This is a genomic window from Ralstonia sp. 22086, assembly GCF_052045975.1.
GTDB lineage: Bacteria > Pseudomonadota > Gammaproteobacteria > Burkholderiales > Burkholderiaceae > Ralstonia > Ralstonia wenshanensis.
Map to the genome: position 1 here is coordinate 335,168 of NZ_JBQEPZ010000003.1, position 21,185 is coordinate 356,352.

15 protein-coding genes are annotated in these 21,185 nt (G+C 64.1%); 9 read left to right on the plus strand and 6 right to left on the minus strand.

Translation table 11 applies throughout. The features are described 5' to 3' along the window. The first annotated feature begins 91 nt into the window (after nt 1-91). Nucleotides 92-1,426 (plus strand): MFS transporter, encoded by a 1,335-nt coding sequence (locus tag ACTJK6_RS14710; protein ID WP_232040714.1) that lies wholly within the window; start codon nt 92-94, stop codon nt 1,424-1,426. Nucleotides 1,427-1,472: 46 nt separating this feature from the next. Here ACTJK6_RS14710 and ACTJK6_RS14715 read toward each other — a convergent pair whose 3' ends face one another. From ACTJK6_RS14715 to hemC, 3 genes are read right to left on the minus strand one after another with little or no spacing between them, the layout of a single operon-like run. Next, nucleotides 1,473-2,666, minus strand: a complete 1,194-nt coding sequence (locus tag ACTJK6_RS14715; protein WP_232040715.1) for a heme biosynthesis protein HemY — start codon at nt 2,664-2,666, stop codon at nt 1,473-1,475. Between the two features lie 2 nt (nt 2,667-2,668). Continuing rightward, on the minus strand, nt 2,669-4,810 hold the full coding sequence (hemDX, locus tag ACTJK6_RS14720) for a fused uroporphyrinogen-III synthase HemD/membrane protein HemX (protein ID WP_440839458.1): 2,142 nt from the start codon (nt 4,808-4,810) through the stop codon (nt 2,669-2,671). A gap of 15 nt (nt 4,811-4,825) precedes the next feature. After that, nucleotides 4,826-5,842: a hydroxymethylbilane synthase gene (hemC, locus tag ACTJK6_RS14725; protein ID WP_260801965.1), complete on the minus strand. Its 1,017-nt coding sequence runs from the start codon at nt 5,840-5,842 to the stop codon at nt 4,826-4,828. A gap of 130 nt (nt 5,843-5,972) precedes the next feature. Here hemC and ppc point away from each other — a divergent pair, with 130 nt between their 5' ends. Further along, nucleotides 5,973-8,981, plus strand: coding sequence for a phosphoenolpyruvate carboxylase (ppc, locus tag ACTJK6_RS14730; RefSeq protein WP_440839459.1), 3,009 nt, complete (start codon nt 5,973-5,975; stop codon nt 8,979-8,981). Here ppc and ACTJK6_RS14735 read toward each other — a convergent pair whose 3' ends face one another. Further along, nucleotides 8,982-10,409: an MFS transporter gene (locus ACTJK6_RS14735; protein WP_440839460.1), complete on the minus strand. Its 1,428-nt coding sequence runs from the start codon at nt 10,407-10,409 to the stop codon at nt 8,982-8,984. It abuts the gene before it with no gap. Between the two features lie 125 nt (nt 10,410-10,534). Here ACTJK6_RS14735 and ACTJK6_RS14740 point away from each other — a divergent pair, with 125 nt between their 5' ends. Then, nucleotides 10,535-11,419, plus strand: coding sequence for a LysR family transcriptional regulator (locus ACTJK6_RS14740; RefSeq protein ID WP_440839624.1), 885 nt, complete (start codon nt 10,535-10,537; stop codon nt 11,417-11,419). Between the two features lie 32 nt (nt 11,420-11,451). Here ACTJK6_RS14740 and ACTJK6_RS14745 read toward each other — a convergent pair whose 3' ends face one another. Further along, complete coding sequence (locus tag ACTJK6_RS14745; protein WP_232040720.1) at nt 11,452-12,057, minus strand: ferritin-like domain-containing protein; 606 nt, start codon at nt 12,055-12,057, stop codon at nt 11,452-11,454. Between the two features lie 203 nt (nt 12,058-12,260). On the opposite strand from ACTJK6_RS14745, the gene ACTJK6_RS14750 reads away from it, so the two are divergent. The 6 genes from ACTJK6_RS14750 (at nt 12,261) to ACTJK6_RS14775 (ending at nt 18,758) form a co-directional block, all read left to right on the plus strand. Further along, complete coding sequence (locus tag ACTJK6_RS14750; protein ID WP_232040721.1) at nt 12,261-12,908, plus strand: RNA polymerase sigma factor; 648 nt, start codon at nt 12,261-12,263, stop codon at nt 12,906-12,908. Then, entirely contained in the window at nt 12,908-13,627 is a 720-nt protein-coding gene (locus ACTJK6_RS14755; protein WP_440839461.1) for an anti-sigma factor, read from the plus strand. The genes ACTJK6_RS14750 and ACTJK6_RS14755 overlap by 1 nt, the downstream gene beginning before the upstream one ends. 103 nt (nt 13,628-13,730) lie before the next feature. Next, nucleotides 13,731-15,146, plus strand: a complete 1,416-nt coding sequence (gene argH, locus ACTJK6_RS14760) for an argininosuccinate lyase (RefSeq protein WP_316878833.1) — start codon at nt 13,731-13,733, stop codon at nt 15,144-15,146. A 351-nt stretch (nt 15,147-15,497) separates the two neighbouring features. Continuing rightward, nucleotides 15,498-15,995, plus strand: coding sequence for a DUF3304 domain-containing protein (locus ACTJK6_RS14765; protein ID WP_440839462.1), 498 nt, complete (start codon nt 15,498-15,500; stop codon nt 15,993-15,995). 88 nt (nt 15,996-16,083) lie between these two features. Then, nucleotides 16,084-16,614, plus strand: a complete 531-nt coding sequence (locus tag ACTJK6_RS14770) for a DUF3304 domain-containing protein (RefSeq protein WP_440839463.1) — start codon at nt 16,084-16,086, stop codon at nt 16,612-16,614. Next, the gene (locus ACTJK6_RS14775; RefSeq protein WP_440839464.1) at nt 16,611-18,758 is read left to right on the plus strand and encodes a T6SS phospholipase effector Tle1-like catalytic domain-containing protein; all 2,148 of its coding nucleotides are present in this window, start codon (nt 16,611-16,613) and stop codon (nt 18,756-18,758) included. Before ACTJK6_RS14770 ends, ACTJK6_RS14775 begins: the two co-directional genes overlap by 4 nt. A 97-nt stretch (nt 18,759-18,855) precedes the next feature. On the opposite strand, the gene ACTJK6_RS14780 is transcribed toward ACTJK6_RS14775, so the two are convergent. Then, nucleotides 18,856-21,135, minus strand: coding sequence for an arginine/lysine/ornithine decarboxylase (locus tag ACTJK6_RS14780; RefSeq protein ID WP_232040727.1), 2,280 nt, complete (start codon nt 21,133-21,135; stop codon nt 18,856-18,858). Between the last annotated feature and the right edge of the window lie 50 nt (nt 21,136-21,185).

Here is a 21,185-nt window from a genome sequence, read left to right on the forward strand (position 1 = left end):
CCGAGAAGCGCAGAATGCTGTGGCGGTTTTCCGGGCCGAGGTAGGTAACGAGGAGCACTCGGCCTGAACTCACAATAACGCTGGAGACCCGATGGCCATCACCACCCCACCCACCTCACCGGTCGGCGGCGCAGGCACGCTGACGAGCCAATCCACAAGTGCATTTGAAGAAGCCACCTACCGCAAGGTGACGTGGCGCCTGGTTCCGTTCCTGCTGCTGTGCTACGTGGTCGCGTACCTCGATCGCGTCAACGTGGGCTTTGCCAAGCTGCAGATGCTGAACGACCTCAAGTTCAGCGAGACCATCTACGGCCTTGGCGCCGGCATCTTCTTCATCGGCTACTTTCTCTTTGAAGTGCCGAGCAACGTGATCCTGCACCGCGTGGGCGCGCGTATCTGGATCGCGCGGATCATGATCTCGTGGGGCATCATCTCGGCGGCCATGATGTTCGTGACCACGCCGGCCATGTTCTACGTGATGCGCTTTCTGCTGGGTCTGGCAGAGGCCGGCTTCTTCCCGGGCATCATCCTGTACCTCACGTATTGGTATCCGGCGCAGCGGCGCGGGCGCACCACCACCTTCTTCATGACGGCGATTGCGTTGTCGGGCGTGATCGGGGGCCCCATCTCGGGCTGGGCGATGAAGGCGTTTGGCGGCGTTTACGGCCTGGCCGGCTGGCAGTGGATGTTCCTGATCGAGGGCATTCCGTCGATCATCGTCGGCATCTTCGTGCTGGCCTATCTTGACGATCGCATCAGCCACGCGAAGTGGCTGACCGACGAAGAGAAAGCGCTGCTCGCCCGCAACATCGCCGCGGAAGACGCCGAGAAAGAAGACCCGCCCATCCGCACCGTCATGGCCAGCCCGCGCGTGTGGCTGATGAGCCTGATCTACTTCAGCTTCGTGATGGGCTTGTATGGCGTGAGCTTCTGGCTGCCGACACTGATCAAGCAGACCGGCGTGGCAGATCCCTTCTCGGTGGGCTTGCTGACGGCGATTCCGTACGGCGCGGCAGTCGTCGCCATGGTCTTGGTGGCCCGCAGCGCCGACCGCCTGCGTGAGCGCCGGTGGCACATCGCGATTCCCGCAGTGGTGGGGGCAATCGGCCTCGTATTGTCGGCCGTGTGGCACACCGACACCACGCTCGCCATGGCCGCCCTCACGCTCGGCACCATGGGCATCCTGACCACGTTACCGCTGTTCTGGAGCCTGCCGACTGCGTTCCTGGCCGGCACGGGCGCTGCCGCTGGCATTGCGCTCATCAATTCGCTGGGCAACCTTGCGGGCTTCCTGAGCCCCTACGCCGTCGGCTGGCTGAAAGACGCCACGCAGAGCACAGATTCCGGCATGTACTTGCTGGCTGCATCGATGGTGCTGGGTGCGATCCTCACGCTTTCTGTACCGGCACGGATGGTGAACAAATAGGCGACGCCACCGGCAAGAAAAAAGGCCGGGGTGACCCCGGCCTTTTTCATTTGACTGCAAGCAATGCGCTTTGCCGGTAGTGGCGCTGCGCGTCTTCCATGCGCTCGGTCTGCTCGAACATCTGTGCAAGCGCCAGATGTGCATGGGCGCGGAGGTTGCCGGAGTGATCCGCATCGGCATACTTCAATGCCGACTCCAGGTTCGACTGCGACTTCCCCCAGAGCTGCTCCTTGAAGCACAGCATGCCGAGCGTGTAGAACAGATCGGCATCCACCGGATGCTGGGCGAGCCATTTCTCGGCTTGCTGGATCAGCGGCAGCGCCTTGCCCGGCACCGCGCAATCGGCATAGCGGCGGATCAGGCGGCTATCCCAATGCGTCTTCAGACCGTCTTCGACGATGCGCTTGGCGTCATCGGTGCGGCCAAGCTGCGCGAAATACAGCGCGGCCTGCGACGCAATGCGCGGCGAGCGGCGTTCTTCCGTGGTCAGCTCGCGCCAGAAGCTGTTCAGCGCATCGGCATCGTGGCGGCGCTCGGCCAGCAGCGTTTCACACGCCATCTGCTTGAGTCGGGCGGCCAGCACGGAATGGATGGCGTTGCGCTTTTCCAGGGCGCGCGTCAGGCGCAGCACCTCGCTCCAGTTCTTCAGATGCTGATGCGCACGCAGGGCAATGCGTTGCGCCTGAATCTGCCGCGAGCCCTGCGATTGCAGTTGCGCGATCTTCTCCAGCGCACCTTCCGCATCACGTGCGTCGACCAGCAATTCGGCCATCGACACAAGCTTCGCCTGCTCTCGATCGGGCGAGGAGACTTCGGCCATCCACGCATCGCGGCGTTCGGTCTCCTGCATGCGGTGTGCGGCACGGGCACCGATCAGCGCGGCCGTCTCGCGCTGAGGTTCCCAAGCCTGCGCTTCTCGCGCCTGGCGCTCCGCATGGCCAAAGCGCCCGGCAAACAGGCTTTCCATTGCCTCGCGCAGCGCGGCAGATGCCTTGAGGATGCGATTGCGCTCGCGATACGCCGCAGCACGCGCCGGCATACCGGCCACATGGTGGAAAAGGCGCATCACAAGATGCAGCACCACAAACGTCGCCAGCAGCGCCGCCAGCACGAAATTGAGCGACATCTCCACCCGGTACGGCGGGTAGAACAGCACGACGTTGCTCAGGTTCAGTTCCGTAAATAGCGCCAGCCCGACGGCGGCGGCAAACAGGAGCGCGACCCAGAATACCCAGCGCATGCTCACTCCTTGCCCGAACCGCGCACGGCGGCAAGGCTGTCAGCCAGCGTCGGCACCTGCAGCGTGCCAACCATCGCGCGCACCTGCGACAGTTGATTCTGCACCGTGGTCACGCGCGAAGACTGCGTATCGAAGTAGCGCGCCAGCAGCGTATCGGCGCGACCCAGATCGGCGCGGAACACGGCGTCATTGCGCGAGAGCAACGCCAGGCGCGCGTTCATCAAACGCAGCTTGAGGTTTTCACGCAGGAACCACGCTTGGTCGGAAGACAGCAGCAGTGCCTCGGTCTGATCGACGCGGCGCACCTGTACGATTTGGCCCAATTCGCCGCGCACGTCGCTCCACAGGCGCCCCCACCAGGCGCGCACGCCTGCCGACCATCCGGCGTCGTTGGACGGCATCGAGGCAACCGGCGCCGACGCAGCCGCGGCGTGCGCCTTCGCATTCTTCGTGGGTTTCACGGCAGCATGCGGCGCCTGCGCGGCCTGTTCCGCCTCCAGCGGCTGTGCCGACGAGATGAGCGGCAGCGTGTCTACAGCATTGATGGCGTCATCCAACCGCAGCGCCGCACCCGCCAGATCAAACGACGGCATCGCCTTGAGCTTGGCCATATCGCGCGATAGCGCCCGGCGCGCGGCGTTGAACTGCGGCTTGTCGAGCGTGGCCAGGCGCGCGTCAACCGTTTGCAGCGCAGCCAGTGCGCCGGCGACATTTCCCGTCAGTTGCAGTTGCTCGGCAGTGACCTCCAGCGAACGCTGAATCTCGGCGCGCTGCCAGTCATCGCGATTGCGCAGAAGGTCTTGGTTGGCCTGCTCCAGCGCGGCTTGACGATCGCGCGTTTCAGCGGTGCGGGCATCCAGCGCGCCGAATTTCTGCTGCAACTGGGAAACCGAATCCTGGTCCGCACGCGACAGCACGCGCATCTCCTGCGCCAGCGCTTCGTTCGTCTGGGCGTGCTGACGGATATCGCGTGCCAGGCGCTCATTGCGCACCTGCAGCGCGGCCACCGCCGCCACGACCGCGACGAGCGCCACCCAGATCACCCAACCGCCGCTGCGTGGCGCATGGTTGACCGTCATGGTGGGCGCAAACGCGGCCGGCGGAGCACTGGGCGCAGGGGCCGGGCTTGGCTTGGCTGCCGCAGAGGCGGGCGCCGGTGTCGAAGCAGGGGCAGAAGCGGGAGCCGCCGAGGGAACGGGAGTCTGCGTCACAGTGGAAGGAGAAGTAGACGGGTTTGATTCAGCTGACGCCTTTGCCGGGGCTTGTTCGGCTGCCGGCACCGGCCCAGCCCACGCGAGCACGCTGGCGAGGAGCCGGTCGTCGCCGGCGCCGGTGAGCGTCACGTCGCGAAAGCCCAGCGATTTGGCCTGTTCGACGATGCGGGCGTGCGAAGCAAAACATGGCGCGCCGTGCAGCGTATCCAGATCGGCGGGCGACAGATTGGCGCGGGCCAGTTCATCGAGATTGCGGACGGCCTCGGAGCTGGTGAGCGTCCAGGCATGGCGTGCCGAAAGCACGGCACGCAAGGCGAGCCACGCCGCGGCATCGGGCACCGGCACGCTGCGGCGATAGGCTTCCACCGTGCGGACCGATGCGCCGGCTTCACGCAGTTGATCGGCCAACCATTCGCGGCCACCGTTGCCGCGCACGATCAGCACTTCACGGCCGCTCAACGAGGGCACGTCCAGCCGCGCGTAGAGCGCTTCGGAATCCTGGCGCGCGTCGTCGGCATGCGTGTCGGGCTTGATCACGCGGTGCGCGGGCGGCGCAACGCCGTGCTGGGCAAGCGCCTGTGCGCTCGCTGGGCCCACCACCGCTACCGGCACCTCCTGCGGCCAGTGGAAACCTTCCGGCATGGCGGCAAATGCCTGCTGCACGGCGTTAGGACTGACGAACACCACCAGTGCGTAGCGCGAGGGATCGCCCAGCGCGGCACGCAAGTCGTCGAGATTGGGTGTCGGCGCAATGTCGAGCAGCGGAAACTGATGCGTGCGCAGGCCGTGGCGCTCAAGCGCCGCCACCAGCATGGGCGCCTGCGCGCGCGGACGCGTGACCACCACCACGGGCGGGGTTGCCGGTTGAACAGGCGGCGTGCTGGATGCGGGCGACGATGGTGACAAGCGCAGTGGCAAGTGGTCGTCCATGGCGAGCCGTGGGAGTTAGGTAGCAGGTGGGGCGTCAGTGCCCAGCATGGCAAGGATGTCGCGTGCACCGCCGGCCAGCATCTGCTGGGCCACGCGCACGCCCAGTGCGTCGGCGTCGGCCAGCGTGGACGGCGTGGTTTCGCCATCGGCGGCAAGTTTGCGGGTACCGTCCTGCGAAGCGACAAAGGCGCGCAGGCGCAGCGTGCCGGCATCCGACCACTGCGCAAACGAGGCGAGTGGCACTTGGCACGAACCGCCAAGAATGCGCGAGACAGCACGCTCAGCAGTCACGGCCAGCGCTGTGGGCTCATCGTGCAGCGGCGCGAGGCACGCTCGCACGTCTGCGCGATCGGCGCGAATCTCGATGCCGAGCGCACCCTGCCCTGCCGCCGGCAGCGATTCCTCCGGCGCAATGGTCGAGCGGATGCGATCGGCCAGCCCCAGGCGCTTGAGCCCGGCCGCGGCCAGGATGATGGCAGCGTAGTCGCCACGATCAAGCTTGCCGAGGCGCGTATCGAGGTTGCCCCGCAACGGCTGGATGACCAGATGCGGGAAGCGCGCCCGCAGCGAAGCCTCGCGGCGCAAGCTGGACGTGCCCACGACGGCGCCTGCCGGCAGCGAGGCCAGATCGGCGTAGTCGTTCGAAACAAAGGCATCGCGCGGGTCTTCGCGTTCGAGAATGGCCGATAGCGCAAAGCCTTCGGGCAATTCCATCGGCACATCCTTGAGCGAATGCACGGCAAGATCGGCGCGTCCCTCGGCCAGCGCGACTTCCAGTTCCTTAACAAACAAACCTTTGCCCCCCACCTTGGCGAGGGAGCGGTCGAGAATCTGGTCGCCACGCGTGGTCATTCCAAGGATGGACACGTCGCACGCGGGATAGTATTTTTGCAATGCAGCACGCACGTGTTCGGCTTGCCAGAGGGCAAGCCGGCTTTCGCGCGAGGCAATGACCAGCTTGGTCGGCGCCTGGGCTGCAGGAGTCGTTGCAAGCTGGGATTGACGGGAAGTCGGGTGGGCGTTGGAAGACATGCGGCAATGGTAGCACGCAGCTTTTTCGCGACAGCCCGGCTATCACGTTGAAGTGATGCAGAAAAGAGGGCCGTTCAGGCACCTTCGAGCAGGCGATTCCGCCTGCTCGCCACCCAACCTAGGAGACACCATGACGCAGCCCGCCGCGCGCCGCGCTTCCTCGCGCGCGACCACCGCCCGCAAGGCTTCGGCCGCCCCCGCCAAGACCAGCAAGACCCCCAGGGCCATCAAGGCTGCCAAACCCGCCGCCAAACCCGTGGCAAAGGCCAATGGCGCGGACGAAGCCAACGGCGCATCACTCGGCCCCACCTCCCGACGCTCGTCGGGCAGCGCCGCGGCCAAGGATCAGCCGCTGAAGGAAGACATCCGCTTCCTCGGGCGCCTGCTGGGCGACGTGCTGCGTGACCAGGAAGGCGGCACCGTCTTCGAAACGGTCGAGACCATCCGGCAGACTGCCGTGCGCTTCCGCCGCGACGGCGACCGCCAGGCCGAGCAGGATCTCGACCGGCTGCTGAAAACGCTCTCGCGCGACCAAACCACGTCGGTGGTGCGCGCCTTCAGCTATTTCTCGCACCTGGCGAACATCGCTGAAGACCAGCACCACAATCGCCGCCGCCGCGTGCACGCGCTGGCCGGATCGCCGCCGCAGCCGGGCAGCCTGATGCGCGCGCTGCTGTCGGCCGCTGATGAGGGCATGTCGGGCGACGTGTTGCGCCGATTCTTCGAAACCGCGCTGATCGTGCCGGTGCTGACCGCCCACCCGACCGAGGTGCAGCGCAAGAGCACGCTCGACGCACAACGCGAAATCGCCCGCCTTCTGGCCGAGCGCGACGCACCGCTCACCGCGCGCGAACGCGAACGCAACACCGCGCTGCTGCGCGCCCACGTCACCAAGCTGTGGCAAACGCGCATGCTGCGCACCACGCGCCTGATGGTGGCCGACGAGATCGAAAACGCGCTGTCGTACTACCAGACCACCTTCCTGCGCGAAATTCCCGCGCTGTACCGCGAGCTGGAAGAAGACATCGCGACCGTCTTCCCGCGTCGCGGCGCACGTGGCGAGCCGGCACCGCTGCCGCCCTTCTTCCAGATGGGCTCGTGGATCGGCGGCGACCGCGACGGCAACCCCTTCGTCACCGCAACGACCTTGCGCGACGCTGCACGGAAGCAGGCGAGCGTGATCCTCGCGTGGTACCTGGAAGAGATCCACGCGCTGGGTGCGGAACTGTCGATGTCGACGTCGCTGGTGGACGTGAGCGCCGAGCTGCAAGTGCTGGCCGAGCGCTCGCCCGACCATTCCGAACACCGCGTGGACGAGCCGTACCGCCGTGCGCTGATTGGCGTCTATGCGCGCCTGGCCGCCACCTGCCATGAGCTGACGGGCGAAGACGCAGGCCGCCACGCCGTCGGCCCCGCTCCGGCTTACAACAACGCAGAAGAACTGCGTGCCGACATCCAGATCGTGATCGACTCCTTGGCGGCGCACCACGGCGAAGTGCTGGCCGACGCGCGACTGGCGTCGCTTGCGCGCGCGATTGATGTGTTCGGCTTCCACCTGTCGTCGATCGACCTGCGTCAGGTATCGGACGTGCACGAAGCGACCGTCGCCGAGCTGTTGAAGGTTGCGGGCGTGGAAGGCGCCTATGCGGCGCTGTCCGAGGCCGACAAACGCACGCTGCTGCTGCGCGAGCTGCAACAGCCGCGCGTGCTGACGCTGCCGTTCCACGCGTACAGCGAGCAGACCACATCGGAAATCGACATCTTCCGTGCTGCCCGCGAAGTGCGCGCCCGCTACGGCAACCGCATCGTGCGCAACTACATCATTTCGCACACCGAGACGCTGTCCGATTTGCTGGAAGTGATGCTGCTGCAGAAGGAAGCCGGCATGTTCCGCGCCGGCACGAACGGCAGCGGCGGTGCAGGTTTGGACGTGATGGTGATCCCGCTGTTCGAAACCATCGAAGACTTGCGCAACGCCCCTGAAATCATGGGCGACCTGCTCGCTCTGCCCGGCTTCGATGCCGTGCTGGCGGCGCAGGGCAACGAGCAGGAAGTCATGCTCGGCTATTCGGATTCGAACAAGGACGGCGGCTTCCTCACCTCCAACTGGGAGCTGTACAAGGCCGAACTGGCGCTGGTGGAGCTGTTCGAGCGCAAGGGCGTGCGCCTGCGCCTGTTCCATGGCCGCGGCGGCACGGTGGGCCGCGGCGGCGGCCCGACGTACCAGGCCATCCTGTCGCAACCGCCGGGCACGGTGAACGGGCAGATCCGCCTGACCGAGCAGGGCGAAATCATCTCCAGCAAGTTCGCCAATCCGGAGATCGGCCGGCGCAACCTGGAAACCATCGTCGCGGCCACGCTGGAAGCGACGCTGCTGCCCACGCGCAACCGTCCGAAGGGCCTGGAAGAGTTCGAAGCCGCCATGCAGGCGCTGTCGGATAACGCCTTTGCCGCGTACCGCAACCTCGTCTACGAAACCCCGGGCTTCAAGGACTACTTCTTCGCCACCACGCCGATCACCGAGATTGCCGATCTGAACCTCGGTTCACGCCCGGCCTCGCGCAAGCTGATGGACAAGAAGCACCGCCGCATCGAAGACCTGCGTGCGATTCCGTGGGGCTTCTCATGGGGCCAATGCCGCCTGCTGCTGCCGGGCTGGTTCGGCTTTGGCAGCGCGGTGCAACGCTGGCTGGACGATGCCGGCAACGCCAAGGCGAAGGCGGCGCGCCTGGCCACGCTCAAGCGCATGCACAAGCAGTGGCCGTTCTTTGCGAACCTGCTCTCGAACATGGACATGGTGCTGTCCAAGGCCGATCTGAATGTGGCCTCGCGCTACGCGCAGTTGTGCGATGACCGCAAGCTGCGTCACGCGGTGTTCTCGCGCATCTCGGCGGAGTTCACGTTGACCGAGCAGACGCTGGCCGCCATCACGGGGCAGTCGGAGCGCCTGGCCGACAACCCGCTGCTGGCGCGCTCCATCAAGAACCGCTTCCCGTATCTCGACCCGCTGAATCACTTGCAGGTCGAGTTGCTCAAGCGCTTCCGCTCGGGCAAGGCCGGCAGCGACGATGCACGCGTGCGGCGCGGCATCCATCTGTCGATCAACGGGATTGCGGCGGGCCTTCGCAATAGCGGCTGATCAGGCAGCCAGCGCGGTGGCGGCCGGGCGTCGGCTGATCCACGCCATCGCCATCGCGCCGGCATATGACAGCGTCATCAGGCCAAAAACCAGCGGCGAGGCATGCGCCAGACCGGGCACCACCGTCACGACCGCGCCCGCCGCTGCCACGCCCAGCAAGCTTCCGGTCTGCCGCGCGGCGTTCAGCAAGCCCGACGCCGTGCCGGCCAGCTCGCCCGGCGCCGCCGACAGGATGGTCGACGTCATGGGCGCAATCGCCAGCGCGGTGCCGCCCCCGTAAGCCATCATCGTTGCACTCACCACCCAGATGTGTACCTGTCCGGTCAGCGCAGCCGACGTGGCGAGCAAACCGGCCGCGCCGATCACGAGGCCACTCAGCATCATCGTGGGCGTGGAAAAACGCGCCATCAGCTTGCCCGCGAAGATGTTGCCCGCCGACAGGCTCACCGCCATCGGCAGCATGACCAGGCCGGTCTGGCGTGCGCTCAGGTGTTCGACGTTCTGTAAATGCAGGCTCAGCACGAACAACGCGCCGTAATAGCCGAAATTCAGCAGGAACCCCACGCCGTTGACTGCGCCCAGCGTGCGATGCCCCAGCCAGGCCAGCGGCACCAGCGGCGCGCGCGCCCGGCGTTCAGCCAGGACGAACAGCGTGCCGGCCGCCACCGTCAGCAGCGCGGCACCCCACACCCACGGCGATAGCGCGCCGCGCACTGGCCATTCAATCGCGGCAAAACACAGCGCCGCGAGCATCACGGCGCTCGTCACCTGCCCCGCCCAATCAAACGGCTTGGCGCGCGCAGGCTGCACGTGGCGCACGATAGCCCAGGTGCCCAGCATGCCAGCCACGCCCAGTGGCACGTTGATCAGGAAGGCACTGCGCCAGCCGTATGTGTCGACCAGCACGCCACCCAGCGCCGGGCCCACGGCTGCGGCAGTCGCGACGATGGCGCCCCACAGGCCAATGGCCCAGGCGCGCTCGCGCGGGTCTTCAAACGTGCTGCGAATGAGCGACAGCGAACTCGGCAGGAACATCGCCGCCCCCACGCCCTGCAGGATGCGCGCAGCAATCAACGTGGTGACTGAAGGCGCCAGCCCACAACCTGCCGAGGCCACGATGAACACCGCCATCCCCGCCATGAACACGGTGCGCGCGCCAATCCGGTCGCTCAGCAAGCCACCCGTGAGGATGAACGCGGCAAAGGCCAGCGTGTAGGCATCAACAATCCAGGCAAGTTCTGCGACGCTGCTGTGCAGGCTGTCGCGCATGGCGATGAGCGCCACGTTGACCACGGTCGTATCCAGCACCGCCATGAACACGCCCGACGTGAGAATGCCCAGCGTGGCGTTGCGGCGCCATCGGCTGAGATCGGGTTGCAAGTTGCCCCGGGGAGCGGCAGCAATGGTATGGGCGTTGCACGAAGACATGGCGGAACCGTTTGGCAATTTCATGCAGCCCAGTGTAGGCTGGAGAACGCATGCAAAAAAGCAGCGTTTTTGCATCGCAACGCTGCAAATTTGCATCGCTCATCTACGAATATTCGGAGCCCGACGTGAACTGGGACAACGGACGCTTTTTCCTGGCCGTGGCGCGCACCTGCACGCTGCGCGGCGCGGCCCAGCGCCTGGGCGTGGATCAGGCCACGGTGGGCCGCCGCATCGCCGCGCTGGAAGAGGAGCTATCGGCCAAGCTGTTCTTGCGCACGTCGACCGCGCTGGTGCTCACACCCGCCGGCGAAGCGCTGATCGTCCCAGCCGAAGCAATGGAGCAGGCGGCACACACCATCGAGCGCCGCGTTGCCGGCATCGACGACCAACTCGCCGGCACGATCCGCGTGGCCACGACCGACACGATGGCGGCCACCTTCGTGCTGCCGGCCCTCGCGCAGTTGCGGCAGCGGCATCCAGGCATCGACGTCGTCTGCATGGCTTCCAAGAGCATTGCCAATCTGACCAAGCGCGAAGCCGATGTGGCCGTGCGCACGCTGCGGCCGGATTCGCCCGACCTCATCGCGCGGCGCATCGGTCAAATGGAAACCGGTATCTATGCGAGCCGAAGCTACGTCGCAGCGCGCGGTGAGCCGGAGGAAGGGACGGCCTTTACGGGGCACGACCTGGTGCTGTATCCGCGCAATGAAGTGCCGTGGATGTGGGAAGACCTGTGCGGCGAGCCGATCACGCGCGGGCGCGTCGTCTTGCAGAGCAACTCGGCGCTGGCGCTGTTCGAGGCGGTCGCCGCAGGCATTGGGATCACCGAGCTGGTCTGCCGCCGCGCGGAGGCCTATCCAGCGCTGGTGCGCGTGCTGCCCAACCGCCGCAGCATGCAGGACGTCTGGCTCGTCACGCACGCCGATCTGCACAAGACCGCGCGCGTGCGGGCCTTGCTCGATTGCATCGTCGAAGCATTCGACGCGCACAAAAAAACCGCCACACCGTAACGAGCAGCCGGTGTGGCGGCCCAACAAACCTCTCAGCTGATGAACGCCACCGGCACCGGGTCTTCACCGAGCACGGAGAGCAGCACCGCCCAATGCATTGTCTCGTCGCCCAGAATGCTGGCGGCGGCCTTGGTCAGGTCGCGCGTGTAGAAATTCGGCATCACGCCCAGATACGCTGAAGCGGCGCCCTTCTCCAGCCCGGCGGCAAAACGCAGCACGTCGGCCTGCGTCTTGAGCTGGCTGACCGGGAAGTTGTACTCCGCCACCTTCTTTTCCATGACCGGCGTACCACCCAGCTTGGACACCGTTCCCGCCAGCACCGCCGCGTGTGCCTTGTGGTGGCCCTGGAACTTCACGGCAGTCGCGAGCACGGGTTTTTGCAGCAGGCCGCTTTCTGCGCCCACCTGATATGCGGCGATGGCTTGGTACTCCAGCCCGAGCGCCACGTTCAAAATGTTGACGTCGTCTTTCACGCTGCCTGATTGGGACTGGGCCCAGGCCGGCATCGACTGCCCTAGCGACACCGCCGCCAGCGAACCCAGCGCCATCAGCCCGGGCGCGCGCAACAGCACGCGGCGGCGCGCATCGATGCGCGGGATGTCATTCTCCAACTGATCCATCTCTTTGGTTGCGTCCATCGTCGGTCTCCTTGCAGATGCGGGGAAGATGCGCGACCCGTGCAGTGCGTAGTGCGGATCGCCGGCGTTTGTCCAGCGCCTGACCGCTTATACGAAGGGCGAGCCCAACTGGATGCAAACCGCAGCGCCGCCCACGTGAATCCCCCCCACGACCGAGGTTTCTTCCTACACTTTGGGCAGAACCGTCCACAAAAGCCGTCTACGTGCTCACCTTCCAGCGCACCGCCGAAGACCACGCCGCGCAAGACGCCGATCCGCCGACGGCGGCCGCGGCAACTCGCCCCCCAAGCGCCGACGCGGAAGAGCTGGCGGCGCTGCTCCAGCGCATCGGCCTGGGCGACCGCGACGCCCTGCGCACGCTATATACGCGCTGCGCACCGAAACTGTTTGGGCTCGCGCTGCGTATCTTGGTCAGGAAAGACTGGGCCGAGGACGTCTTGCAAGAAAGCTTCGTCAACATCTGGCGCCACGCCGGCGATTACCGCCCGCACCTGGCCGCCCCCATGACGTGGATGACCACCATCGTGCGCAACCGCGCACTTGATTGCCTGCGCCGGCAGCATGCCGAACGCGTGCAGGAATCCGTACCGCTGGATGACACCTACGCCGATGTCCTGGCCGACCACGCCCCTGGCCCGGCGGACTTGGCGCTCGCCGGCCAGCAGGCCCGCGCGCTGGCCGAATGCCTCAAGCGCCTGGACCCGAAGCAGCGCGAGGTCGTTTCGCTCGCCTATCTGCGAGACCTGTCGCACAGCGAGCTGGCGCAAGCGCTGTCACTGCCGCTGGGCACCGTCAAATCCTGGATGCGGCGCGGTCTCGACCGCCTGCGCGAATGCCTCGGAGCACCCTGATGGACCCGCGCCGCCACCCCGATCTCGTCGACAAGCTGGCCGCCGAATATGCGGTCGGAACATTGCGCGCCGGCGCGCGCCGCCGGTTCGAGCAGATCATTCGCCACGACGACGCCGTGCGCGCCACGGTCGAACGCTGGCAGCGCTATCTGGCCGACCTGCCCGCGCTCCAGCCGGCCACGGCGCCGCTCCCGGAAATCCTCTGCCGCGTTGAAGTGCAACTCGGCTGGCGCGAGCCTGCGCCGGCGCGGAAAGCCCTTTGGCAACGGCTTTGGCAAGGCACCGGCTTCTGGCGCGGCGCCACCGCAGTCGCGGCGCTGGTCGGGGCGGTGGCGATCGGGCTGAACCTGCGACTGGCGCAGCAATTGCGCGAGGCGCCCGTCGCCAACGCCGTGGCCGTGCTGCAGGACGCGCAGGCCCAGGCGGCCGTCCTCGTCACCTGGGATGCGCGCACCGGCACGCTGTCGCTCAAGCGGCTGGATGCCACGCCGCTCACCACTGAGCAGGCCTTGCAGCTCTGGGCGCTGCCGCCCGGCGGGCATCCTCAGTCACTTGGGGTGATCGGGCACCAGCGCGCGGTGCGGCTGACAGTCGCGCAGCCGTTGCGCCAGGTGCCCGCACTGGCCATTAGCGTGGAACCGCGTGGCGGCTCACCCAACCCGGAGGGGCCGACAGGGCCGGTGGTCTTCAAGGGCGCGCTGATCGACAGCACGCTGTAGGCACCGCTGCGTGGGGGCCGGAAGGCCCTGCGGGCGATATAATCGCGGTTTCCTGAATTTGCGGCTGGTGCCTCGCTGGCCGCGCTCCTCCAGCTGTCCGCCCATGACCTCCCAACTCGCCAAGAAGGCCGAAGCGTGGTCCGCCCGCTTTAACGAGCCGGTGTCCGATCTCGTCAAGCGCTATACCGCGTCGGTGTTCTTCGACAAGCGCCTCGCACTGTTCGACATCCAGGGCTCGCTCGCGCACGCCGCCATGCTCGCAAAGCAGGGCATCATCGCCGAAGCCGACCGCGCCGCCATCGAAAAGGGCATGACGCAGATCCGCCAGGAGATCGAGGCCGGCACGTTCGAGTGGAAGCTGGACCTGGAAGACGTTCACCTGAACATCGAAGCGCGCCTGACCGCCATGGCGGGCGACGCCGGCAAGCGCCTGCACACCGGCCGCTCGCGCAACGATCAGGTCGCCACCGACATCCGCCTGTGGCTGCGCAGCGAGATCGACAACATCGTCGGTCTGCTCAAGGCCCTGCGCAGCGCGCTGCTGGACTTGGCCGAGCAGCACACCAACACCATCGTCCCGGGCTTCACGCATCTGCAGGTCGCGCAACCGGTGGTGTTCGGCCACCACCTGCTGGCCTACGTCGAGATGTTCACGCGCGACACCGAGCGCATGCTCGACGCCCGCAAACGCGTCAACCGCCTGCCGCTGGGCGCCGCGGCGCTTGCTGGCACGAGCTACCCGATCGACCGCGAATTCGTCGCGCAGCAACTGGGTTTTGACGGCGTGTGCCGCAACTCGCTGGATGCCGTCTCCGACCGCGATTTCGCCATCGAATTCTGCGCCGCCGCCGCGCTCGTCATGACGCACGTCTCGCGCTTCTCTGAAGAGCTGGTGCTGTGGATGAGCCCGCGCGTGGGCTTTATCGACATTGCGGACCGCTTCTGCACCGGCAGCTCGATCATGCCGCAGAAGAAAAACCCGGACGTACCGGAACTGGCACGCGGCAAGACCGGCCGCGTCAACGGCCACCTGATCGGCCTGCTCACGCTGATGAAGGGCCAACCGCTGGCGTACAACAAGGACAACCAGGAAGACAAGGAACCGCTGTTCGACACCGTCGATACCGTGGTCGACACGCTGCGCATCTTTGCCGACATGGTGCCGGGCATCACCGTCAAGGCCGACGCCATGCGTGCCGCTGCGCTGCAGGGCTACGCGACCGCCACCGATCTGGCCGACTACCTGGTCAAGCGCGGACTGCCCTTCCGCGATGCACACGAAGCCGTGGCCCACGCCGTGCGCGCGTGCGACGACCTACGTTGCGACCTGGCAGACCTGTCGGTTGCGCAACTGCGTGACATCTGCGGCCTGGGCGACAAGTCCGACCTCATTAGCGACGATGTGCACGCCGTGCTGACGCTGGAAGGCTCGGTCGCTTCGCGCAACCACATCGGCGGGACGGCGCCGGAGCAGGTGAAGCAAGCCATTGCGTTCGCACGGGCCGCGCTGGCTGAATAATCGGCTGCACGCTTCAAACAAAAACGCCGCGCTACCCAGCGCGGCGTTTTTTTGGCCGCTGCTTTTGCGGCGGTCAAATTCCTAAAGCATCACTCCATAACACACGGCATAGCTCTTTCCAGAACTACCGCCGTTGCGCCTCCTTGCCTGCGCCCTTCTGCCGGCGCCAATAACGCGACACAAATCTTGACGTGATTACGCAGGAATTGTTGGGAAAATCGCCCGAATCCCACATTGCTTCGAACGCTATCTGCGGCATGTCGAATAACAATAATCACAACGCCATCGCGGAGATAAGGAGATGCACCAATGCGCACGTAAAAAAAATACACTCCGCAACTGCGCACCGCCATGCAGTGGCTCGCGCCGTTTCTGGTAATGGGGCTCATCGTCAGCTGTCTCGACAACAAAGCCACCGTGGAAGTTTCAGGCTACAACCACATGAAAGACCAGTCCATTGCCGGTTTTTCCGTCAATGGCGCCAGCGGCCCCAATATTGGGCCAGAAAGTGGCGGCGGCGCATTCAATTGCTGCATCGAAATACCCAAACGCTGGCATCGAGGCATGAAGGCGAAGGTGGAGTGGTCTTACGGGTACGGCATTGCGGGACCGGGGTCGCAGCCCCCTCCTCAAGAAGCCGCGGTCGAGATTCCAGAATACACCGCTGAAAATCGCGGCCCCGTTCAGGTCCACTTTTACGACAACCATCGCGTCAAGGTCGTTGTTTCCAAATGGGCACTAGGGAATGCCGAATATCCCTTACCCAAAGAAGACTGGGCTCCATGGACCATTAATGAGCGATGGGAGCGCAATATCCGCGAAATTCGAGAAGAAGGAGGAGATGTATGACAGCGATCGACTTCGCACTAAACCCCGGCTTGAAACTTGGTCGAACCCGCAGCAAAGAGCGCCCGCTGAGTGACAAGGAGATACACCAATGCGCGCGTTAAAAAACTACACCCCCCAACTGCGCACCGCCATGCAATGGCTCGCGCCGATTCTGGTAATGGGATTGATCGTTAGCTACCTCGACAACAAAGCCACTGTAGAAGTCACAGGCTACAACCACATGAAAGACCAGTCCATTGCCGGCTTTTCTGTCAATGGCGCGGGCGGCCCCAATATTGGGCCAGAAAGTGGAGGCGGGAAATTCAATTGCTGCATCGAAATACCCAAACGCTGGCATCCAGGCATGAAGGCAAAAGTGGAGTGGTTTTACGGATACGGCATTGAAGGACCGGGTTCGCAACCACCTCCACAAGAAGCCGAGGTCGAGATTCCAGAATACACCGCTGAAAATCGCGGCCCCGTTCAGGTCCACTTTTACGACAACCATCGCGTCAACGTCGTTGTATCGAGATACAGCCTGGGACATCCCATGTATCCCCTGCCTAAGGACGATTGGGCCCCTTGGGAACTTAACGAAGACTGGGCTCATAACTATTACGAGGATCAAAAGAAGCAATGATGGATATCGACTTCGCATTGAACCCTGAGCTGAAACTTGGCCAAACCCGCAGCAAGGAACGCCTGCTAAGCGAGAAAGAAACCATGCAGCGCATGTGTGCTTTAAACGCCCTGCTCCCCAAGAGCCACATACCGTCTTGCGATGGCAATCTCTTCGTCGGCATGTTCTTTGATGGCACAGGCAACAACGAAGATGAAGATTACAAGAAGCATCAGGGCGACCCACGGCATCAAAAACACACCAATGTCGTGCGCCTCTATCACGCCTATCCAGACTTGAAGGAAAAGAAAGGAACGGATGCCTACTATGCCTATTACGTTCCCGGCGTCGGCACGCCGTTCGACAAGGTGGGTGACGACGGAAAGGTGATTCCTGGCGTTCCCAATCCGCTTGGATCCGCTGCGGGCTGGGGTGGTGCGCCACGCATCTTTTGGGGGCTGATTCAGATTTTTAATGCCGTTCATCGGTTTCACCATGGTGACGTATTAGTTCACGACAGCGAAGCTAAAGACCTGTGCAACCCGCTGAGCTTCTCGCCCACGAACTTCGCCAAGCGGTTTGCTGTTTCAGCAAACCCCTTCCAGGCATTGCTCAACACACAGCAGACGTTGAACTACAAAAGACGGCTTCGTGAGCTGAAAGACGTTTATCAGGCGCGGCTGAAGACAAAGATCCGGGGCCGCAAGCCGGAACTGCGGCAAATCAACCTGAGCGTGTTCGGCTTCTCGCGAGGGGCCGCGGAGGCACGTGCTTTTGTGAACTGGCTCTACCAGTTATGCGAAGAGAAAGACGGCGGTTGGCTCTTTGCCGGCATCCCGCTGCGGATACAGTTCTTGGGTATCTTCGACACAGTGGCGTCGGTGGGCTTGGCAGGCTTGTACCCCATTACAGAGGGCAGGCAAGACTGGGCCGACAACAACATGCAAATCCACCCGGCGGTGGAGCAATGTCTGCATCTGGTTGCAGGTCATGAAATCCGCGCGTGCTTCCCGCTCGACTCCGTGCGGGTCGATGGGAAGTATCCGCCCCACTGCAAGGAGTACGTTTTCCCCGGTTCGCACTCCGACGTGGGCGGCGGGTATATGCCGCTGGCGCTAGGCAAGGCCGATTGGAGCCGCGACGGCAAAAACACCGATCTCCAACTCGCTCGCGTACCGGGTTTTGAGATGTACTGTGCGGCACTTGCGGCGGGTGTGCCGTTCTACTTGCCAGAAGAGCTTGCAGAAAGAAGGGAGCAACAGATTTTTGATGCGTTGGCCCCTTCTAAAGCCACCCTTGACGCCTTCGCCACCTACTACCAACAAGCCAACATCCAACCTGGCCCGGTTGAAGATATGGCACGTCAGCATCTGAGCTGGTACTTCAGCCACCGCTGGCAACTACTGGAAGCGGGTTTTCATAAAACACCCCAATACCAACGCGCTCGGGTTGAACCCAACGCAGACCAAGGTAAGGATTTCCAGGGCGAATCCACGTGGATGCTGCACACGCAGCGCGCGCTCATTCAAATGGTTGCGGCATCCTGCCATCACCTCGAACAACGCATGCAGCTCAATCGAGAGGACGTCGAACAACATGGCGAGGCCTTAACGAGCCCGTTTGAATTTGGAGCCGCTGCAAAGAAGGCAGCCGCCAAATCGCTGGGCAGCCCCGCGGGCGCGATCTACCACGCGGTGGAACACCAGAGTGGCCCGATAAAGAACGATGCGCGGCAAGCCCAGGCTGATGCCATCGCTAAACGAGCGCCGGCTGTGCTCGCACGGTGGCGGCAGTGGCTTGCCAACAATATGTACCCAGAAGTGCGGAATGCCGACGCGCCTGAGCGAGACGTCATCCGGTTGTTGGAAGCCCTGCGGAGTCGCCCCGTTCCAGAAGCAATCGGCGACTTCTTCGATGCCTACTTGCATGACTCCATGGCCGGCTTTATCGGTTTCGGCATGCCCGAGTTCCAGCTGAATGGTTATGGGCTGGCGAAATTCCGGCGCATCTACTTTGGCGATCACGGAGACAAGATCATTCGTGACAGGGTCAAGCACGAAAACGAACAGCGTATTGTTGAGGCGAGAGCCCAGCGCAACAAAGCGGCCTCAGAGCGGATGCCGCCGCGCATTCCGCCAATGTCGGAGTGGTTTCCAAGCCTTTGATCGCTTGAGCTAGCGGGGCCATGGGCAGCACCGCCTCCAAGCAAAAACGCCGCGCTGATCAACTCAGCGCGGCGTTTCTGTTTCGTGTGGCTGAAACTCAGCGCACGCAGTCGACGAAATACCCCATCTTGCCGTCGACTTCTTCCTCGACGAGGCCGTGAATGTCGGTCTCGAAGCCCGGGAACAGCTTGTTGAACTGACGTGCGAATTGCAGGTACTGCACGATCGTCTTGTTGAAGCGCTCGCCAGGAATCAGCAGCGGAATGCCCGGCGGATACGGCGTCAGCAGGATGGCGGTGATGCGGCCTTCCAGGTCGTCGATTGCCACGCGCTCGGTTTCACGGTGAGCCATCTTGGCCCAGGCGTCCGACGGCTTCATCGCCGGTTCCATGTTCGAGAGGTACATTTCCGTCGTCACGCGGGCCACGTCGTTGGCCTGGTAGACGCTGTGGATGCTGTCGCACAGCTCGCGCAGCCCGATGCGCTCGTACTGCGGATACTGGCGCACGAACTCCGGCAACACACGCCATAGCGGCTGGTTGTTGTCGTAGTCGTCCTTGAACTGCTGCAGCTCGGTCACCATCGAGTTCCAGCGGCCCTTGGTAATGCCGATGGTGAACATGATGAAGAACGAGTACAAGCCGGTCTTCTCGACGATGATGCCGTGCTCAGCCAGGTAACGCGTCACGATGGCGGCCGGGATGCCCGAGTCGCTGAACTTGCCATCGACGTCCAGGCCCGGGGTGATGATGGTGGCCTTGATCGGGTCGAGCAGGTTGAAATCTTCGGCCAGGTTGCCGAAGCCGTGCCAGCGCTCGTTGGCCTTGAGCATCCAGGCTTCGCGGTCCTCGATGCCTTCGTCGGACAGGTCATTCGGGCCCCAGACCTTGAACCACCAGTCGTCGCCACGTCCACTGCCACCGTTCGTGCCGACGTATTCCTGCTCCACCTTGCGCATGGCGCGGCGGAAGTCCAGCGCTTCGGCAATGCTCTCTTCCACCAGCGCAGTGCCGCCCGGCGCTTCCATCATTGCCGCGGCCACGTCGCACGAAGCGATGATCGAGTACTGCGGGCTCGTCGACGTGTGCATCAGATACGCCTCGTTGAAGCGGTACGTATCGAGCTTGCGCGTTTCCGAATCCTGCACGAGGATCTGCGAGGCCTGCGACAGGCCGGCCAGCAGCTTGTGCGTGCTCTGCGTGGCAAACACCAGCGCGTCCTTGCTGCGCGGGCGGCCGTGACCAATCGCGTGCATGTCCTCGTAGAAGGGGTGGAACGACGCATGCGGCAGCCACGCTTCATCAAAGTGCAGCGTGTCGATCTCGGTCGACAGCATGTTCTTGATCATCTCGGCGTTGTACAGCACGCCGTCGTACGTGCCCTGCGTGATGGTCAGAATGCGCGGCTTCTTGTTCTTGGCCTGACTGGCGAACGGGTGATCAGCGATCTTCTTGGCGATCGTTTCGGGCTCGAACTCGCTCTTCGGGATCGGCCCGATGATGCCGAAGTGGTTGCGCGTCGGCATCAGGAACACGGGGATCGCGCCCGTCATCATGATCGCGTGCAGGATCGACTTGTGACAGTTGCGGTCCACCACCACGATGTCGCCGGGCGCCACGTTGGCGTGCCACACCATCTTGTTCGACGTCGACGTGCCGTTGGTCACGAAGAACATGTGATCGGAGCCGAAGATACGCGCGGCGTTGCGCTCGGACGCGGCCACCGGGCCCGTGTGGTCGAGCAACTGGCCCAGTTCTTCCACGGCGTTGCAGACATCGGCGCGCAGCATGTTCTCGCCGAAGAACTGGTGGAACACCTGCCCCACCGGGCTCTTCAGGAACGCCACGCCGCCCGAGTGCCCCGGGCAATGCCACGAATACGAACTGTCCTGTGCGTAGTCGATCAGCGCCTTGAAGAACGGCGGCGGCAATGAATCCAGGTAGTTGCGGGCTTCACGGATGATGTGTCGGGCCACGAACTCAGGCGTGTCCTCGAACATGTGAATGAAGCCGTGCAGCTCGCGCAGCACGTCGTTCGGCAGATGGCGCGAGGTACGCGTTTCGCCGTACAGGAAGATGGGAATGTCAGCGTTGCGGCGACGCACCTCGGCCACGAAGGCGCGCAGGTTTTCAACCGCCTGCGGTTCGGGCTTGTCGTTGTCAGGGTTGATGAATTCATCGTCGTCGATCGAGACGATGAAGGTGGACGCGCGGCTCGACTGTTGGGCGAACGAGGTCAGGTCACCATAGCTGGTGAGGCCGGTCACCTCCATCCCCTCATGCTCGATGGCCTGGGCCAGCGCGCGAATGCCCGACCCGGAGATGTTCTCGGAGCGGAAGTCCTCGTCAATGATGATGACGGGAAAGCGGAATTTCATCGTGGTTCCTTATGGATGAAGCTAAAGGCACCGCTCCGGATACGCCTGAA

Excerpts from the sequence above, each read along its gene's own strand:
- ACTJK6_RS14710 (WP_232040714.1), top strand. The coding sequence starts at position 92 with ATGGCCATCACCACCCCACCCACCTCACCGGTCGGCGGCGCAGGCACG.
- ACTJK6_RS14715 (WP_232040715.1), bottom strand. The coding sequence starts at position 2,666 with ATGCGCTGGGTATTCTGGGTCGCGCTCCTGTTTGCCGCCGCCGTCGGG.
- hemDX (WP_440839458.1), bottom strand. The coding sequence starts at position 4,810 with ATGGACGACCACTTGCCACTGCGCTTGTCACCATCGTCGCCCGCATCC.
- hemC (WP_260801965.1), bottom strand. The coding sequence starts at position 5,842 with ATGTCTTCCAACGCCCACCCGACTTCCCGTCAATCCCAGCTTGCAACG.
- ppc (WP_440839459.1), top strand. The coding sequence starts at position 5,973 with ATGACGCAGCCCGCCGCGCGCCGCGCTTCCTCGCGCGCGACCACCGCC.
- ACTJK6_RS14735 (WP_440839460.1), bottom strand. The coding sequence starts at position 10,409 with ATGTCTTCGTGCAACGCCCATACCATTGCTGCCGCTCCCCGGGGCAAC.
- ACTJK6_RS14745 (WP_232040720.1), bottom strand. The coding sequence starts at position 12,057 with ATGGACGCAACCAAAGAGATGGATCAGTTGGAGAATGACATCCCGCGC.
- ACTJK6_RS14755 (WP_440839461.1), top strand. The coding sequence starts at position 12,908 with ATGGACCCGCGCCGCCACCCCGATCTCGTCGACAAGCTGGCCGCCGAA.
- argH (WP_316878833.1), top strand. The coding sequence starts at position 13,731 with ATGACCTCCCAACTCGCCAAGAAGGCCGAAGCGTGGTCCGCCCGCTTT.
- ACTJK6_RS14765 (WP_440839462.1), top strand. The coding sequence starts at position 15,498 with ATGCAGTGGCTCGCGCCGTTTCTGGTAATGGGGCTCATCGTCAGCTGT.
- ACTJK6_RS14770 (WP_440839463.1), top strand. The coding sequence starts at position 16,084 with ATGCGCGCGTTAAAAAACTACACCCCCCAACTGCGCACCGCCATGCAA.
- ACTJK6_RS14775 (WP_440839464.1), top strand. The coding sequence starts at position 16,611 with ATGATGGATATCGACTTCGCATTGAACCCTGAGCTGAAACTTGGCCAA.
- ACTJK6_RS14780 (WP_232040727.1), bottom strand. The coding sequence starts at position 21,135 with ATGAAATTCCGCTTTCCCGTCATCATCATTGACGAGGACTTCCGCTCC.